The following is a 17,089-nucleotide window of genomic DNA, read 5'->3' on the forward strand; positions in this document are numbered from 1 at the left end:
ATGCGCAAAACACTCCAAACAATCGTAACCGCAGCATGGTTCGGGCTTGCCGGACTGCTCATGCCACGCGAAGCGCCTGCGCAACAAACAGAGCGCTACGAACTTAAGGAAAGTGATTTTTTACTTATGCATAGCGGCACACTCCCCGGCAGTATTGGAAATGATGCCAAAACCCAGATTCTCGAAACTGCAATGGAAGAAGTAGAAAAATCGCCATTTGCACGGGTACGAAAAGAGTTTAAAGAAAGACATGAAGTGTTGGCAACTGGACTCAAACCAGGCTATGGAAAGGTGATACTCTCCCAACCCGACGGAAAAAAAAGACAAGAGTGTGCAGTCTATCTTTTTTTTGATGACAACAATGACGGAATTTTTAATATTGGAACCCAAGTACGTCCCGAAGCGCAGGAGCACGGACTCTTCTCAATCCCCAACAATACATTTTTTGGCATGCATAATTCCCCGTTTATATCAGGATGTGATGAGTATGTTACGAAATACGAAAAATTGTTTGAGTATCGGCTTTTTGAGAGAATAGGGGATGAGAATCAGAGCATTCTTCAGCGCGTGAACCGAATCGACAAGAAAAAATACGCCAACGAAGAATGGGAACGAATAAAACGGTGTGTCGTAAAAACAGCAGCGCTGGGCATCGAAAATAATAGTGAAAGCTTGGAGCTCATTCGGGAAGGGTCAAAAATTATGGATGACGAGTTTGCCCAGTGGTTTTCATCCCTACAAAACCCGCAGCCTCACCCGAATGCTGAACTGGCAGTGTTTAAGCTCGCCAGTCTGCCAACAGTATTTACGACACTGTATATAGATAAAAACAGAAATGGCGAGCCAGATAGTGTTGAGGATGCACTTTTAGTTATAGAAGCAAACCAGAGAATTACAATGTATGATAACCAGTGCGGATTTGAGCCGAAGCCAAGAGTGGAAGCGCCAAAACCGACAGAACATGCACCACCAACCGTGGCACCAAACAATGCGCAAAGACTGACAGAAGAAAGAGAAAAACGACCACCTGTCCATCAAACAAAAAAGGATGAGCCCTTCGGAGTCATAACCCCTGCCACCTATTTCACCCGTGAGAGATTACAGGAAGGATATATCTTTGGCAAAGTTTCTAAGATTCCTGCCGGCCCATTTTATGTTGGCCTAGATTTGGGAATGGTACTCACGCGCGTAGAAAATTTACATAATGTTACGTTCCATAACAAAGAATATGGTATTGAAGTGCCTGCTGATTTTGAAGGCACCAAAGCCAGTGGAATGTTGACAAATGGCACTATGGGACTTACCTTAGGTGTACAAGCAACGAACTGGCTACTGGTCAATGTGCGTGGAGGAGTAGGTAATTACGACTTTACTACTGAAAGCACTGCACGCGATAAAACAGAAATAGCGTACCTTGCTTTGAAAGGAGGACTCGGCCTTGTTGTGAGTTTGTTTGATGACGCCGTACGGCTCACACTGGAAGGAGAGTACGTTGCAGGAAAAGCAAACAAGAACCAGTATACCACAATAGGTGAATGGGAATTACCAAAAAAAGAGGGAGAGTCATCATCAACACTTTCAGGAACAATTCAAACAGAATTGAATCTTCCAAGACAACGGCATGCAAATGCGCGTGCAGAACTTTCATGGATGACTCCTCTCGGCATCTATGCACAAGTTTTTACACAAAGCGAAGGAGTAAATGTTCCACTCTGCGAACTGATTTCCTGTGAGGGCATGTACGGCCGCGTCATGGTTGGAGGTGGAGTAGGATACCTGATTCCGCTGGGCAGGAATGTTGATATGAGTGCAAGCATCATCGGCAAAAATGAAAGCGGCGGCATGGATTCTTTTTATGAATATACTAAACGATGGTCATTAGGAGTTGCATTGAGTTTGCATATCCATGACAGAAAAGATACCCCTTATTCAGCAATTGCACTGCCCGAGTTTAGGTGAGCGCACCTTTGACTATTTATGATACGGCATCCCTTTGATAATAGTGTAGGCCCGATAGATTTGTTCCACCAGAAAAAGCCGGCACAATCCATGAGCAAAGGTCATCCGTGACAACGAAAGGGTTAGGTTCGCTTTCTTTTTTACTTCGGGGCTCAAGCCAAGCGCGCCGCCGATGATAAAGAGGATGTCTCCGTCAACTTCGTGTGCCTTGATTCGTTCAGCAAGCTGTTCGGAAGAAAAGAGCGTGCCGTGTTCATCCAATATAATAGTATGGCAGGCACGCGGCTGGCTTTCAAGGATTTTCAGAATCTTTCTTCCTTCAAGCTCGCGGATCATGTCGGCAGCTTTGCTGTCCGACGAAGTATCCGGCTCAATTTTTTGGTCAGGGACTTCGATGACCTCAACACGAACAAACCGCTCGAGCCGCTGGAGGTACTCGGTGATGAGGCCTGATATATGGCCATCTCGAATTGTGCCAAGGCATATGATTTTTATCATGGCAGGGGCAAACCAGAAGGCATATAAAAGGGTTTATATCAGAGCATATTTATTAATAAACTATTATAAATACCGTTTATATAGAAGATAGTTATACCGCTTAATAATTGATTATAATGATGCTATAGCTGGTGTATGAAAATCTATATACTCCAATAGACAAATCTTTATATACATGATACTACTCTCGGATAGTTTAATCATAAAGGGAACGTCTATGTTCCGAACAATAGGTTCGATGTTTGGTGTTTGAGAAAACGGATAGAACACCACAATAACGAGAATAAAAATAATAAAATAATCACAATCATTGGGGGTATGCACATGAAAAAGTTCAGCATTGTAAGTGTTATAGTACTTCTGATAATCGCGCTTATGCCAAGTGTCAGCGCTGCAGTGGAGATTGCAAATACGCCTTCACCTGACCTTAAAACGGACAGCAACGCCATTAACGGCTTGTATGACTATGATATACAAACATCAGGTGACCCGTTGCCAGCAGGAGCTACCTACACCTTCGGACGCACTGATGGTGTTGCACTGCGAGCAGGCAGTGTTGACCTCGTGCAGCTTGCACAAGGGCACGTCCGCTGGACGCCAATTCAAACTGATGCAGGAACAAATCAAGAATATATTGTTGAAATTAAAGACCCCAATCTAGCCCCTCCAAATGATGTGATAGCATCAAAAACATTCAGAATCGCTGTCCAGGGCGCCGCATTGAGTGTTTCTGACATTCTTATTGGTGGATCGGGAAGCGAAGGTGAACGTTTTAATCCAAAAGATGACGATTTCAATTCAGCCAGTTCAGCAATACCAAAAAAGACACAAAAAGTTTCGATTAAAAACACTGGCGACCTGCGAGCGACCGTTGATAGTATCAGGGTTACCTATGCCCCCGAAGCAGGCATAACGGACAATGCAGACGCATACGCCTTGACGCTGTTGAGCCAGAACGTGCGCAATAGCCTATTTGACAATGATCTTATCGTCGAACCAAGCGCGACCGTAGACAGTGTTAGTGTTGAAGCAATCATTGCTGAACACCTTCCTGCTGTTGACGCGGATCATAACGTACGACAATGGACTATCGGCACGGTTACGGTCACACCGACAGACCGGGCAGTCAGTGTAACTGACGCCAGAAACGCAAATGCTCCTGCGCTGGTTAAAATGCAGGCGCAAAACATGCTTGAAGTCAAGAAAATCGAAGTCTGCGCAACCGGCGCAACTGAACGGTGCAAACGTTACGACAAGGGCGACACCGTCGAAAACCTCAAGCCAAATGACAAGCTGGCCATCACGGTTATTGTCGAGAACAACTTTGACGACAAGAGTAACCTTGACATGGACGGAAAAGTCGAAATTGACACTGACGACACGAGCGTTATCGACCTTGATGTAAATGACGAGGAAGATACCGTTGAAACAAATACTGAAACCGAATTTGAGTTGTCTGCAGCTATCGAAAACGACGCTGACGGAACCGGCACACTTCAGATTACTGTAGGTGGAACTGACGACAACGATGCATTCCACGGTGAAAAGTGGGACCTCAAGTTCAAAGTCGAGCGCGAAGCGCACGAAATTTCATTGAGTACGCTCCAGCTTACGCCGGCACTCGTCTCCTGTAACATTGGCTCACGCGATGTACAGCTTCAGATGGACGTCCGGAACATTGGCAAGAAGAAGGAAAAAGAAGTCAAGGTCGAGATAAAAGCAGACCGCGGTAAATTCAAGCTGTTAAAGTCTGAAACTGACCTCGAAGTTGACAAAGACGATGAAATTCCGGTCCGCTTCACCTTCAACGTGCCAACTGATGTTGAGCCGGGAACGTACGGCATTGAAGTAAGCACGTACACCAAACGCACTCTGTTGTCAAACACTGAAACAGTCATGCTGACGGTTCCTGACTGCGGCTTTGTGGCTGTTCCAACAGCACCTGAACAACAGGACGAGCCGAAGAAGCAGGAAGAAGTCGTGGTAACCACGCCTTCAGCAGGAACGGTGCCAGGAGTGCCAACCGGAACCATTGCAACAGCAACGCCGATTGCAAAGAAGGCAACCAAGACATTCACCGCAAGCAACGCCTACATTGGCGCACTGATTGCGATTATCGTCGTGTTGCTGGTTGTCGGCGGCATACTCGTTGCGATGATTGTACGCAAGCAGTAAATTAAATAATTTATTTTTTATTTATTCTCTTTTTTCTTCAGTTTTTCACTTTTGTTCTGGTTACGCACTACTTTTTTATAGTCGAAACGCCCCCTCCATGCCATGCGCACCCGCCCCTCGTTTGAGCTCTCTCTTGAAAAAGTCGAATGGATGCTGGAACAGAGCAAACTCGGCCAGCTGAAGAGCATTAAGGTCATCAAGAAAGGAGTAGTCAATCCGACGTATGAAATCAACAACAAGTACATTCTGCGCATTCACCAGCGTGAGCCGCACCTTCTCAAGCTGGAAAAGGAAGCAGCGATTTATGAACGTGTGCTCAAGAGCGGTGTGAACGTTCCGGTCCCGCGCGTCATCGCGCTTGATACGTCAAAAACACTTATTCCCCACAATTATGTGCTGATGAACAAAATCAGGGGAACTGATCTTGACGAGGTTTGGAAGAAGCTTGGCGCAAAAAAGAAAAAAGATATCAGCTTTCACCTCGGAAAAACAATCGCGGAACTCCACAAAATTCGTTTCCGAAACTTTGGTGGAATCTTGCCGGCTGAAAAAAGATATCCTTCATGGGATGCCTACATTCAGCACACACTCGCAGACTTTGTACACAATCATCGAAACTATGGTGACGTGCCAAACTACACGCTTGATGCGATTGAGCAGTTTTATAAAAAAAACAGGCACCTACTCAAAAACATCAAACAGCCAGTCTTGCTCCACGGCGACTGGCACCGCGAGAACATCAAAATTCATGGCAACAAAATTTCAGGTGTGTTTGACTTCGAATGGGCGCTTGCCGGCCACAACGAGTTCGATTTCAAGAATATCATGCCGCAGTCAAAAAAAGAAAAGCTTTTACAGGAGGGAATTCTCTCCGGCTACCAAACCGTCCACACGCTGCCGCCGGAATTTGAGACGCGGATTCGGTTATATATTATGATGAATTGCCTTGATTTTCTTGAAGCAAATTATCTGCATTGGGGCAATGATCCGAACTATCGAAAGAAATATTTGATGAATATAGAGAAGGAATTGGAAGAGTAAAGGAGGAAGTAGTTTAGTAGTTACCAACACGTCCCTATCTCACCAGTCTTAAGATTAACGGTGCCTGCACAGGATGAGGGCATTTCACAAATTGTTGTCGTGCTCACCTGCAGAGAAAGAACAGTAGAAACATACAGCCAACCTGAATTATAACCAGGTATGTCACCTTCATGGATACGGGGGGTACTCGTGATGACTGTAGGGGTGTCACCCAAAAAGGTGTTTGCAAGTTTTGAAAGGCAGTGAGGAAATTGCTCTGCAAAACCAGCGTGTGACGCGGCAAACAGTTGTATGAGATGAGCTTCAACAGAGGGAGTCTCAACGCTTGAAGGAACCAGCGTTGTAAATGCCGTGCGCGCGCTCTGTTTACCAAATAGGGTAGTGATGCGGTCGGGAGCAAATGGTGCCGTTATATCCACAACAAGAGCATCGAGAGCGTTGGTATTCTCAGCTGCCTGCACGCGTCGAAGCGCGGATTCAGAAATGACCATGGGCACAACAAGCGCACCTTCAGAGGTTACGTCGGTTTCTCCGATTATGACACCGCTTGAACGCGGAGCATAGACAATGCCGCCGGTAATGGTGGCGTGCGGAAGAAACTCAACAAGAATCAGCGAAAGCAAAAGAAGAAATGATACTTTGATAAGGAACAAACGATTTTTGCGCGCCTCTTTTTTGTGCATGGGGTATCAGCGTTTGAGCGGTTTTTTTGATTTGGCATATTTAGATAATTCAGATTTTTTCTGAAGAAGGTGAAAAAGAGGTTGGCGGCCGGCGGGGCTCGATTTTGCTCTCGACAATGCGTTTCATCTGGTTGATGAAATCTTCAGCGTCAGCACAGTAGCGGTCATAGTCAAGCCCGCGCACGTCTTTAATCTGGCGATGCGTTATTCGTTTCATCATATCGTAGAAATTCTGCATCATGAGCGGGTATTTTTTGTCGAGCATGCCATGCTTCACCAGCGCATCATCCATCAATGCCGCAACATGTTTGGGGCTCGGGGGGATTTCATCCATGCGCATCAAAGCTGCGTGGGCTGCATCAACCACGGCCCAATACAGGTCAACACAGGCTTGGAGAATATGCCATTTTGAATTTTGGATGGTTGCGGGGGCACGGACAAAATAGGACCACACTGCTTCTGGCGTCGGCCGGATTCTTCCCTGCCGAAGAAGCATCTGCAGTGGGTCAAACATGCCGGTGTCAATGAGCGCAACACCATCGCGGAGAATGTTAACCGCGACAGGGTCGCCGGCTTTCACATATTCCCAGAACGACGTCAGCTTGAGCGTGGTGATGTGCAGCCGAGGTGAAATGTCACCGATAAGCTTTTGCACCAGAATCCGGTAGGTTTGAACTACTTCCGGGCGCAGCTCAATGGTCATGTCATCAATAACAATGAGGATGTCAATGTCACCTTCAGGTGATGGCGATGGTTCACGGGTGGCGCTGCCAAAGAGCACAACGCATTTGATGAAGGTGCCAAATTCTTTATACGATTTCTCGGCAAATTTGTACGCAATATCAAAGTGCTCTTTAGAATATTTCTCAACATTTGGCCGCGAACGGCGTTGTACCTTGAATTCCATAACAACCCCTTTTTTATCCAATTTGGGGAGTTGGATATATAAAGTTTGCTTTAAAAGAGAATTAACTTTAAATACGCCAATGATACGCTAGGGAGTATGGCAAAAAAAACAGCGAAAACAGCGCCGAACTTGGTGAAGAAGCCAGTGAAACAAGAAAAAAAGAAGGAACCTGCACACCACACAGGCGATGAGGAATCAGACCATCTTCACTGGTCAGACAAGATTGCTCAAGATATCATCGAACGAGTTTCCAACAGCGCATTTCTCAAAAAAATTGTTGACAAACACGGAGTCGTTGTGTATGACGAAAAAACACCGTCCGGAACCATTCACGTCGGCTCGGGCCGCGGCTGGGTCATGCATGATGTCATTGCAAAAACCCTGCGCAAGAACGGCATGAAGGCACGGTTTGTGTTCTCAAGCGATGATATTGACCCATACGACAAGCCCAGCAAGGAGCTCGGCCCGGCATGGGACAAATATCTCGGCATGCCGTTCAGGAATATCCCCAGCCCAAAAGAGGGCTATGAACATTTTGGCGACTATTATTTCATGCAGTGCGTTGAAAAGTTCAAGGAGTTGGGCATCGAAGCAGACATAGAAAGCACCGGCGCAGAATATGAAAAAGGCACGTTCAACGCAGCCATTAAAAAAATTCTTGACAACCATGAAAAAGTACAGGCAATCTATCGGCGGCTTTATGGTGATGAAGCCGGCGGGGCAAACAAGATTCCGTTCAATGTGATCTGTGAAAAATGTGGTAGGATAGCAACAACCATTGCCACGCACTGGGACAAGAAAAAAGAGCTGCTCACCTACGAATGCCGGCCGGATAATTCAGTCGTCAAATGGGCAATCGGCTGCGGCCAGAAGGGAACCATCAGCCCGTACAACGGCAATGGAAAATTCCCGTGGAAAGTCGAATGGGCAGCAAAGTGGCCGAGCAAAAATGTCATCTGTGAATACGCCGGAAAGGACCACTTCACTCAAGGGGGAAGCAGAACCTGCGCAGTGGCGATTAGCGATGAAGTGCTTGATTATCCACCACCGTATCCCTCAACGAGAAAAGAGACAGGAAAGGGCTATGAATTTTTCAACATCGGCGGCAAGAAAATGTCAACATCAAAAGGACAGGGCATTGCGTTTGCTGAAATCACCACCATTCTCCCGCCAAAAATTGTGCGCTGTTTGCTCGTGCGAAGCAGGCCGCACGCGGTGATTGACTTTGACCCATACCGGGACAACGACGTCATTTTTTTGTTTGACCGTTATGATGAAACCGAACGCATCTATTTTGGCGACAAGGAATCGGTCAAGGATCTTACCAAAAAAGAAATTGAAAAGCACAAACGGATTTATGAACTGTCCCAGACAACGAATGATATACCAAAAAAACTGCCGGTTCAAATTCCGTTTTCATTTGCCGCGCACGTTATTCAGATTGGGCTCAACGAATCTGGTGCACTCACCATTTTGAAAAAGCTCGGCCATATTCCCACAAAAGTTTCCGGCGTTGACCTGCATTATGTCACGGAACGGCTCCATGACGCACAACGGTGGGTTGAAAAATTTGCATCTGACGAATATAAATTTCAGGTGCAAACGCCGGAACACGTCGACAAAATAAAAAAAGAGCTTTCTGACAAGCAGCGCAGCAGCCTGAAACTTGTTGCAAAAAAGCTGAAGCAGAAAACATGGAAGCCGGAAGACCTGCACACCGAATTTTATGAAATCTGCACAAGCATTGACCTTGACATGAAAGAATTTTTCAATGCGGCCTACAAAGTTATCATCAACAAGAACCGCGGGCCGCGGCTCGCCGCATTTTTGATTGCACTGGGGGATACAGCGGTTGAATTGTTGGAACGGGTGTGAAATGGATAGGGTGAAGAAAAAAATTGATGGCTTCGGCCTGTGCACCGGAGCAGAACCGTTCGAAGAAGAAAAAGAACCACATGATAAATTCTGATAATGTAAAATTATCCTCACCACTAACCACCCACCTCAAGCCCCAGACCAGAGACCTAATACTAATACAAGAACCCATACGCCGCTTTATATCGCTTCTGGAAATTGTACCACTGGTCCTTGCAGTGTTTTTTTGCTTTTTCCTTGGCTTCTTCAATCGCATACGCCTCTGCTTTGCTCGGCTTGCGCATGAGCTTGCCGCAACTCTTGCAAAATACCGTTTTCAGATCGTTCATGGTTGAGCATTTGGTGCATTTCGGACCGCCGTCACCATGGCTGTGGCCATGGCCGCCGTGTTTCATGAAGGGAGCCATGAATGGCTCAAAAAGCCCGGCACGCTTGTCCTTGGAGTGCACCGGCTCTTTTGGAAAGTCAGTTTGGGTTGTTGATTCAGCTTCCTTGAGGTATTTTTCAAGCTCGTCGCCCAACGAAGTGTAGGCGGCTTTGACCGAAACATCAACATCACCGAGCAGTTCAAAATCTTCTTTGTCTCGGAATTCACGATACCGTCGGATATCATCTTTTGTCCATGCGTAGGCACGCACGGTAAATGTTGTTCTGCCGCAGTGCTGCGGGCCGCGCTGATAGCCCTCTTGGACAAATTTCATTTCAGGGCGTGAACGGTAGTCAAAGTGAAGATGATAGATGGCGTACACGTCACTGCCGACGGGCCGTTTTGCCAGCACCTCAATTTCAATAAGCGAACTTTCAAACGCTGCAATCAGGTGCGGACTGCTTGCCTTGCGGAAATCAAGCTGAAGCCGACGCAGATTTTTCAGGTACGGCTTGACCCAATTCATGTACATTTTGATGATGTCATAATGCTGGCGAAGATATTTGATAGTAAAAGTCCTGCGACTCTTCAGCTCCTTGGACGTGTGGAGTTTCCAAACGAGAAACGACTTGAGTTTTCGCGAGAGCACTTCTTTGACCTTGCGGTTGAATTCAAGCGTGTCAATATGTTTCTGAACATCAGTCGGGCTCATCGGCGGCGCGTCAAAAAAAAGGTCGGGAAGCGTGGCAAAGCCGATTTCGCGCGCCATGCCCAATACTGAGCTTGGGTTTTTTGCGCCGCCCTCGACAAGGTCAATCCAATATCCCTTCAGTGAAATTTCAGCAGACTTGTCAGCTTGATAACTTGCGTCATAAATATACATACGCTCGTCAAGAATACGCAGTTCGCGCACCAGCTGGAACAGTTCCTTGACCATTTTTCCAATCGTCGCCAGAAACTGGCTTACCTTGTCCTGCTGGAGCCCGATACGCTGCTGGGCAACGCCAAAAAACGCAGAGTGCTCTGACGCAGCAAAGATGTCAAGAATTTTTTCAAACTCGGCAAACTCATTTTCTTCGCGCAGAAAATCAAGCGCGCGAAAATAGAGGTCTTCAATGGATTGATTGTACACTTCGTAGATGAGCCGGAAGCGCATATTCGTCCTGCCATCTGGATACGGGCCACCGCCCCACACAAGCGGTTGGGGAAAATTAGTCGGCAGATAGGTATGGATACCCTCTTCTCCTGTTTCTTCAGGAAAATCAAAATCTTTGATGCTGACCATGGTCCTCTTTTTTGTTTTCGTTTTTTTCTTTTTTCTTTCTGTTTGCTTTAAAGGAGCGCACTGTTGTTTTTTAATGTTGTGCTATTTTTCGCATCGTGTGCTTGCCCTTAGAGGATTAAGTCTTTTCGCGGCTTGTACAGCACGACCACAAATCCAATCTGCTGGATGATTTCCGCGCCTACCTTTTCTGCGAGCTGTGCCGCGAATGCCTGTTTTTCTTTTTTCGATGGGTGCTCGGAAAATGCAGACGGAAGAAATTTTAATTTGACGAGATTTCTTTTTTTCAGCTGGTTCGCAAGTTCGTCAACAATAGTGGGAGTGAGACCTGCTTTGCCAATCTGTACAGTTGCGGAAAGTGTGTGCGCCTGCTGGCGTAATTTTTTCAGGAGAGTTTGGTCCATAGGGAATGTGAGAGATGCCGAGGGGTTAATGAAGGTAGTGATGGTTGCCATGCTCGTGCTCAAGCCGCTGGCGCTGTTTCAGGTCGTCAATATGGTCATGCTTGATTTTGAGCATACTGCGAAGGTCGTGGCGATGCTCTTCAACCATCGCGGCAACCCGTTCCCCACCCAGCAGGTGTGGCAGGATAACGTAGTCAGCCCCAGCAGCATACAGGCTTAATGCGTCGCTAATGGCCGTTGCGGTGACCATGACAACGGCGCGATGGTTCACTGCCCTTGTTTTTTTGATAATCATAAGGCTGTCGTCGTGTGAAGGAATCGTTGAGATAATAAGCTTTGCTTTTGAAAGGTTGATGCGCTCAAGAATTTCATCATCGCTGACATCGCCATACAAGCATGGAAGATTTCTCGCGGCAAGCCGGCGAATGATATCAGGATTGTAATCGACCACCATAAATGAATAGCCCATTTTTTGAAACGTCTTGAAAATGCTGTAGCCAATGCGGTCATACCCAATGAGAATTGCGTCCGAAGCAACGTCCTTGTGCGGCATAAATCCGAGATGGGTACCTCCACCCAGCCGCTCAAACGGTGTGAGAAACCGCGAAAAAAAAGAGTACAATTTTTGGTCAAACTGCATGAAATAGGATGTCGCAGCCATAGTCACGACGGCAAGCACGATGGTCAGCGTGAAGAGTTCATTGGACAGGTGGCCAGCAGCAAGACCGGCACCCGCCAAAATAATGGAAAATTCAGAAACCTGCGCAAGCGAAATCGCGGTCTGAAAAGAAACTTTTTTGGTGTAGCCGAAAAAACTGGTGATAAGCAGGATAATGAATGGTTTGAGTAGTATGACCAATAGAGTGAAGACAACCAGAGGAATGACAATTTTGTTGAATGATGAAACCACCATGCTCATGCCCAACGACACAAAAAACAAGGTTGAAAAAAAATCCTTGAGTGATTTTACTTTGCTCACCATTTCAATGTTGTACGGCAGGTTTGCGAGCGAGAGCCCTGCAACAAATGCGCCGATGGCAATCGAAATGTGGAGGGAATAAAAGAGCAGTGAGAATAAAAAACAGACGCTCACTGCGCCCATGAAAAGAAGCTCTTGCGATTTTGCTGCAAAGCGAAATAAGGACGGAAAGAGGTATTTGCTGCACAAAAATGCAAGCACAAACACGCCGCCGATTTTCAGAAGCGGCGAGCCGAAAAACGATGCGCTGAGTGAGGCAGTTGCTGACGCATCAACCGAGGCAAGGAGTGATAGGGCAATGAGCGCGATGACGTCCTGAATAAGAAGGATACCGATGATTATTTTTCCGTGAAGAGTGTCAAGCTCGTGATTGTCAGATAACAGCTTGACCACAATCATCGTGCTGCTGAACGCAACAATCAAGCCGAGATAGGCCGCTTCGATGTTTGAAAAGCCCAGCACCCGCGCCGCGCCAAAACCAGCAGCAGTGAGGACAAGCACTTGAATGACGCCGCCCACGATGACAACAAATCCGATGTCTTTTATTTTTTTGATGGCGAGCTCGAGGCCAACGATGAATAAAAGAAATGCAATGCCAGCAAGGCTCATGGCGGTAATCAGTTCAGTATTGTTCACCAGCCGTCCAACTGGCCCAAGGAGAAAACCGGCAAGAATGTACGCGGGAATGAGCGGCTGCCGAAGGAAGCGTGCAAGAAACGCGCCTATCGTTGCCACAATAATCATGACGCCCAGTTGGATAAAGACTTCTGCCATAGTTCCTCTTTTGGATTGAAGGTAGATTGGTAGATTATATGAGAATATGAGAAATAGGCGTTTATAAAGTTTTATACGTTTATCTTCACAAAAACGAGCTCAGAAGTGCATTTTCTGATTCCGCGACTTTGAATGATACTGGCTTTTTTCTGCGGATGGTGCTGTATTGGATAACAGTTTCTTTGAGATCGTCGAAGTCGGTCAGGCGGGTTGTTTTTGGCGTAGGTATTCACCTTTTTATTTTGTCGCTTCCTTGAACCAGAGCTCGCTTTCTGACGCTGCGCGCAGGAGGCCTTCATCGCCCCTGAATTTGCGGATGAGGGCGAGTTGTTCTAATGCGCTTTCTTCTGCGGGATTTGACTGCATAATGAGTACCTGTCCTCCGAATCCGGAAATACCACGCAGCATATGAGGGACCTTTTTTTGAATGCTGAATGACGCGCCGGGCTCAATAAGTTCTGGACTGTTAGCTTTCCCGTGAAGCTCCAAAATCATTTCCCCATGATTATATCCCCAGACATGCCCATCCGCTAAAAGCTCAAGATCGCCACCAAGTGGTATTGCCGGCAAGTAGAATTCAGAAGCAATAAATGAAGGGTGGGCAGTGATACCGTTCATCAGTATTCGTCGCCAATTATTTGAATCGTCGTACTGCACCCTCTTTGCATCGTCGTATTTTCTAAACATGAATCCACCCAGCTCATCAAATGAGGAAGCTGGGGCCTCTGCAGGAAGCATCTTTTCCATAAGTGCAAGATATTCTGCTGGTTCCAGCGCATGCGCCAGCGCGCGAAAATCATCATTGCCAATCGCGCCGAGGTCCGTCACCGCAAGAATGTATCCTTCTTTGCCGGGCGGCACGGTAAATGAATGGCGAGTAAAAGGGCTGATAGCGTTGGCATCTCCGGTATGTGCGGCAATGACCTGTTTTTTCCCTTTATCATCAATCCAGTGATAATTCACATCACCAACAACAACAGTCATCTGGCGTTCGCGATGGCCGTTATTGAAATATTCATCCGGAAGGTTTGGATCACTTGGATCCCATTCGAAATGCTCGACAATTTTTTCAGGAATGATAGAAGATTTTCTTTGCGCCGCGGTATGATAATAGGTGTAATATTTAACACGCGGGACATCAACGCCACCGCGCTCATACTCGCGAAATCGTTTTTCAGATTCTTCGGCGGTGCAAATGACCACCCCATCACGAGAATCGTCATGGACGGGAACGCGATGCGCATAGCGTGGATCAACCAGTTCGCGAACGCTTAAAGGAGAACTGCGCTCGATAGCGATCAAAAGCGGCGCGTTTGGAGGTGCTTTTGATGCGCAAACAGCACCCACATAGTCACGTGGTAAACCATGCTGGTCAGCAAAATCAGCCGGTGTCGTCTTGATTCTGTTCAATTGTGCTTTAAGAACTGCGCCGTAATCGTTGGCAAAGGGAACATTGCCCGGAATATCAATGCCTCCGGGAACTGATACGCCTTCCGAAGGTGTTGCATAATTTGATGCCATAAAAATCCCCCCATTATTCTTGCCATTATTCTTTCTGTTCCATCGCCTCTTTTGTTAATTCCTCTTTCGCCTGTCGTCGATACCCGCCGTACTTATCTTCCGGCGAATATTTCGGCGGCCGTGGAATCACTGTTGCGCTGGCGCAGCAGGTTTCTTTCATTGTATATCCCTGGCAGGATACGCATTTCAAAAGGTGATGAGACATGGTACACCTACACCGCTGCAGATTTTTGTTTTTTCTCAGCCAATCGGTCAAAGCCGAAAGTGCCTTTAGCATCCAGCACGATTTTGGACAGCATCCCTGTTATCTCTTCAAGGGTTTTTTCAGCGCCTTTGTAATTCTCGTCAGTAACCGTGACATGATACTTGCCAGCGCCAAAATAGGAATATTTAACGCCTTTGTGGCGTGCTTTGGCAAACGCGTCGCGAATCACGCTCACGCCATCAGGATTGTACAGTATAATAGTTATCACGCCTGCCAGCGAAACTTCTGGTGGCTTGATACGGAGCTTGACGTGCGCATCAACGCGCTCTTCAATTTTTTTCTCAAGCCCGAGCTGGTGTATGTCAAACGTTCCCAGCGCAATGTCTTCAAAGCAAGGATAGACCATTTCATAGAATTTGAAAACTTTTGGCGCGACCTGATCGTAGAGCTTTTCCAGCGGAACTTTGAGCTCGTGCGCCACAAAGCCGAGAATACGCTCGGCAAGCATTTCCTGCTTGAGCTGAGTATTTTTCTGGCGGCGCTGGCTTTCAGTCACCCGCCGCAGCGAAAGGTCAATGTGGCCGCGCTCGGGATTCACGCGAAGGATTTTGCAGATGATTTTCTTGCCCTCGCGAACAAATTCGCGGATGTTGCGAATTCTGCCGGCAGAGATTTCAGAAATGTGAATAATGCCGCTCTTGTCCTGATACTCATCCAGCGCCACGAACACGCTGTTGTGCTGCACGTTAGTTGCCGTGCAGAGGACGATTTCAGATTCTTCCGGAAAACCGGGCTTTGAGTAGAGCATATATGCAGGGAGAAAGTGTTGGTTTAAAAAGGTTTCTTAAAAACCTTTATAAATGAAAACGACTAGTAAAAAACAAAAAAGAAGAAAAGATAAGAAAACAGAAGAAGAAAAAAGAGGTTTCATGTGCACCATCTCCTGTCATTGCTGGAATACGACCGCGCATGGATTGACGGTGTGCTGAAAAAAGCAGCTGGCCTCAAGGTGCACCCGCAAAAATATTCTTCTACGCTCAAAAACAAAACGCTTGCTATGTTGTTTATGAAAACATCAACGCGTACGCGCTGCTCGTTTGAAGCAGGCATGACGCAGCTGGGCGGCCATGCGATGTATCTCGACGTGCGCAGCACGAATTACACGCTTGGCAGTCTTGCAGATGAAACAAAATGTCTTTCCAGATACGCAGATATCATCATGGCGCGCGTGTTCAAGCACGACGAAATCAAAGCCATTGCACGCGCAAGCAGGGTGCCGGTGATTAATGGATTATGCGACCTGTACCATCCCTGCCAAGCGTTGGGTGACTTACTGACAATTCAGGAAAAGGTTGGAAAGCTCAAGGGCACAACGCTTGCATTTATCGGTGATGGAAACAATGTGTGCAACTCGCTGATTATCGCAGGCAGCAAGATGGGCATGAAGGTTCGCGTGGCAACGCCGAACGGCTATGAGCCGGCGCCACACGTTGTCGCATTTGGAAAAAAGCATGGCCTGTTCTTGACGCACAATCCGGTTGAAGCATTACGAGGCGCTGACGTTGCGTACACTGACACGTGGGTTTCCATGGGGCAGGAAAAAGAAAAACAGAAACGCACCAAGGCATTCAAGGGATTTCAGTTGAATATGGCGCTGCTGAAAAAAGCCGGCGCGACGCATGCGCGCATCATGCATTGCCTTCCTGCGCACCGTGGCGTGGAAATCAGCGACGACGCGATTGATTCAAAAAATTCTGTTGTCTACGATCAAGCAGAGAATCGGATGCACGTGCAGAAGGCGGTTATGTTGAAGTTGATGGGGAAGTTTTGAAAAGAGAGAATAGAAATAAAAAGAATAGAGATAAAAACGTAAAAATTTATTCCAACACTTCTAAAATTCTCGCCTTGACTCTTGACTTTCCGCCGGTTGGCTCAGCAACAATCTTACCGCAGACCAGGCATTTGACCATGGTTGATGCCTTGCCGAAAATAATCTGCTCGTTCTTGCATTTTGGGCAGCGTATCTTGACGAATTTGCTGGTTGGTTCTTTGACAGGACGCATGAAAAATCACCGTGTTTATGTAAACTCAACTTTCTTGGTTCGGATGCCGTAGCGCTGGACATGCGTCTTGCTGCACACCGAACAGGTGTAGCGCAGGTCAGTTTTCTTGGTCCGCTTCTTGCCGGTCATCTTGAATTTGGTGACTGCTGGCTTCGAATAACGGCCTAGGTTTCCTCTGCCGCGTGCCTTGCCACGCTTGCGTGCGCGGTACTTTGAACCATAGCTCAAGGATGAGCCGGCCTTTTTCTTTGCCGTGCTAATCTTGTGCTCAGTATGCTTTTTGCAGTACGGGCAGAGACGCTGAATAGCTTTTGGACGCTTCATGTTTAAATACCGATTATTATTAATTATCACTC

General features: G+C 46.9%; 16 protein-coding genes. 5 read left to right on the forward strand and 11 right to left on the reverse strand.

The genetic code is table 11. From position 1 onward, the window contains the following. Positions 1-1,959 carry a hypothetical protein gene (locus Q7R76_00795; protein MDO8642116.1) on the forward strand — a complete coding sequence of 653 codons (1,959 nt, stop codon included), beginning with the start codon at positions 1-3 and terminating at the stop codon, positions 1,957-1,959. Between the two features lie 12 nt (positions 1,960-1,971). Here Q7R76_00795 and Q7R76_00800 read toward each other — a convergent pair whose 3' ends face one another. Then, a complete protein-coding gene (locus Q7R76_00800) occupies positions 1,972-2,457 on the reverse strand; it encodes a 23S rRNA (pseudouridine(1915)-N(3))-methyltransferase RlmH (GenBank protein MDO8642117.1) in 486 nt (161 codons plus the stop codon). Positions 2,458-2,775: 318 nt separating this feature from the next. Between Q7R76_00800 and Q7R76_00805 the strand changes: the two genes are divergently transcribed. Continuing rightward, positions 2,776-4,632, forward strand: a complete 1,857-nt coding sequence (locus tag Q7R76_00805) for a hypothetical protein (GenBank protein ID MDO8642118.1) — start codon at positions 2,776-2,778, stop codon at positions 4,630-4,632. A 102-nt stretch (positions 4,633-4,734) separates the two neighbouring features. Next, positions 4,735-5,673, forward strand: a complete 939-nt coding sequence (locus Q7R76_00810) for an aminoglycoside phosphotransferase family protein (GenBank protein ID MDO8642119.1) — start codon at positions 4,735-4,737, stop codon at positions 5,671-5,673. Between the two features lie 20 nt (positions 5,674-5,693). Here Q7R76_00810 and Q7R76_00815 read toward each other — a convergent pair whose 3' ends face one another. After that, positions 5,694-6,356: a hypothetical protein gene (locus Q7R76_00815; GenBank protein ID MDO8642120.1), complete on the reverse strand. Its 663-nt coding sequence runs from the start codon at positions 6,354-6,356 to the stop codon at positions 5,694-5,696. 49 nt (positions 6,357-6,405) lie between these two features. Continuing rightward, on the reverse strand, positions 6,406-7,263 hold the full coding sequence (locus Q7R76_00820; protein MDO8642121.1) for a hypothetical protein: 858 nt from the start codon (positions 7,261-7,263) through the stop codon (positions 6,406-6,408). 96 nt (positions 7,264-7,359) lie between these two features. Here Q7R76_00820 and lysS point away from each other — a divergent pair, with 96 nt between their 5' ends. Further along, positions 7,360-9,138 (forward strand): lysine--tRNA ligase, encoded by a 1,779-nt coding sequence (lysS, locus tag Q7R76_00825; GenBank protein MDO8642122.1) that lies wholly within the window; start codon positions 7,360-7,362, stop codon positions 9,136-9,138. Positions 9,139-9,293: 155 nt separating this feature from the next. Here lysS and Q7R76_00830 read toward each other — a convergent pair whose 3' ends face one another. The 6 genes from Q7R76_00830 to Q7R76_00855 all read right to left on the reverse strand — a co-directional run bounded on the left by Q7R76_00830 (position 9,294) and on the right by Q7R76_00855 (position 15,478). Then, positions 9,294-10,790: a hypothetical protein gene (locus Q7R76_00830; GenBank protein ID MDO8642123.1), complete on the reverse strand. Its 1,497-nt coding sequence runs from the start codon at positions 10,788-10,790 to the stop codon at positions 9,294-9,296. Between the two features lie 107 nt (positions 10,791-10,897). Beyond that, a complete protein-coding gene (locus Q7R76_00835) occupies positions 10,898-11,191 on the reverse strand; it encodes a YhbY family RNA-binding protein (GenBank protein ID MDO8642124.1) in 294 nt (97 codons plus the stop codon). Positions 11,192-11,216: 25 nt separating this feature from the next. Further along, the gene (locus tag Q7R76_00840; protein ID MDO8642125.1) at positions 11,217-12,944 is read right to left on the reverse strand and encodes a cation:proton antiporter; all 1,728 of its coding nucleotides are present in this window, start codon (positions 12,942-12,944) and stop codon (positions 11,217-11,219) included. A 237-nt stretch (positions 12,945-13,181) separates the two neighbouring features. Next, entirely contained in the window at positions 13,182-14,465 is a 1,284-nt protein-coding gene (locus Q7R76_00845; GenBank protein ID MDO8642126.1) for a hypothetical protein, read from the reverse strand. 25 nt (positions 14,466-14,490) lie between these two features. Beyond that, positions 14,491-14,670 (reverse strand): nucleolar RNA-binding Nop10p family protein, encoded by a 180-nt coding sequence (locus Q7R76_00850; GenBank protein ID MDO8642127.1) that lies wholly within the window; start codon positions 14,668-14,670, stop codon positions 14,491-14,493. A 7-nt stretch (positions 14,671-14,677) separates the two neighbouring features. Then, a complete protein-coding gene (locus Q7R76_00855; protein ID MDO8642128.1) occupies positions 14,678-15,478 on the reverse strand; it encodes a S1 RNA-binding domain-containing protein in 801 nt (266 codons plus the stop codon). 123 nt (positions 15,479-15,601) lie between these two features. On the opposite strand from Q7R76_00855, the gene argF reads away from it, so the two are divergent. Beyond that, entirely contained in the window at positions 15,602-16,501 is a 900-nt protein-coding gene (gene argF, locus Q7R76_00860) for an ornithine carbamoyltransferase (GenBank protein ID MDO8642129.1), read from the forward strand. 46 nt (positions 16,502-16,547) lie between these two features. Here argF and Q7R76_00865 read toward each other — a convergent pair whose 3' ends face one another. Together Q7R76_00865 and rpl44e are read right to left on the reverse strand one after the other, a co-directional pair. Continuing rightward, positions 16,548-16,733 (reverse strand): 30S ribosomal protein S27e, encoded by a 186-nt coding sequence (locus Q7R76_00865; protein MDO8642130.1) that lies wholly within the window; start codon positions 16,731-16,733, stop codon positions 16,548-16,550. Positions 16,734-16,748: 15 nt separating this feature from the next. Beyond that, positions 16,749-17,057, reverse strand: a complete 309-nt coding sequence (gene rpl44e, locus Q7R76_00870; GenBank protein MDO8642131.1) for a 50S ribosomal protein L44e — start codon at positions 17,055-17,057, stop codon at positions 16,749-16,751. Positions 17,058-17,089 lie beyond the last annotated feature (32 nt).

It is taken from the genome of Candidatus Woesearchaeota archaeon (assembly GCA_030651375.1).
Taxonomy (GTDB): domain Archaea; phylum Nanobdellota; class Nanobdellia; order Woesearchaeales; family UBA12501; genus JAUSFM01.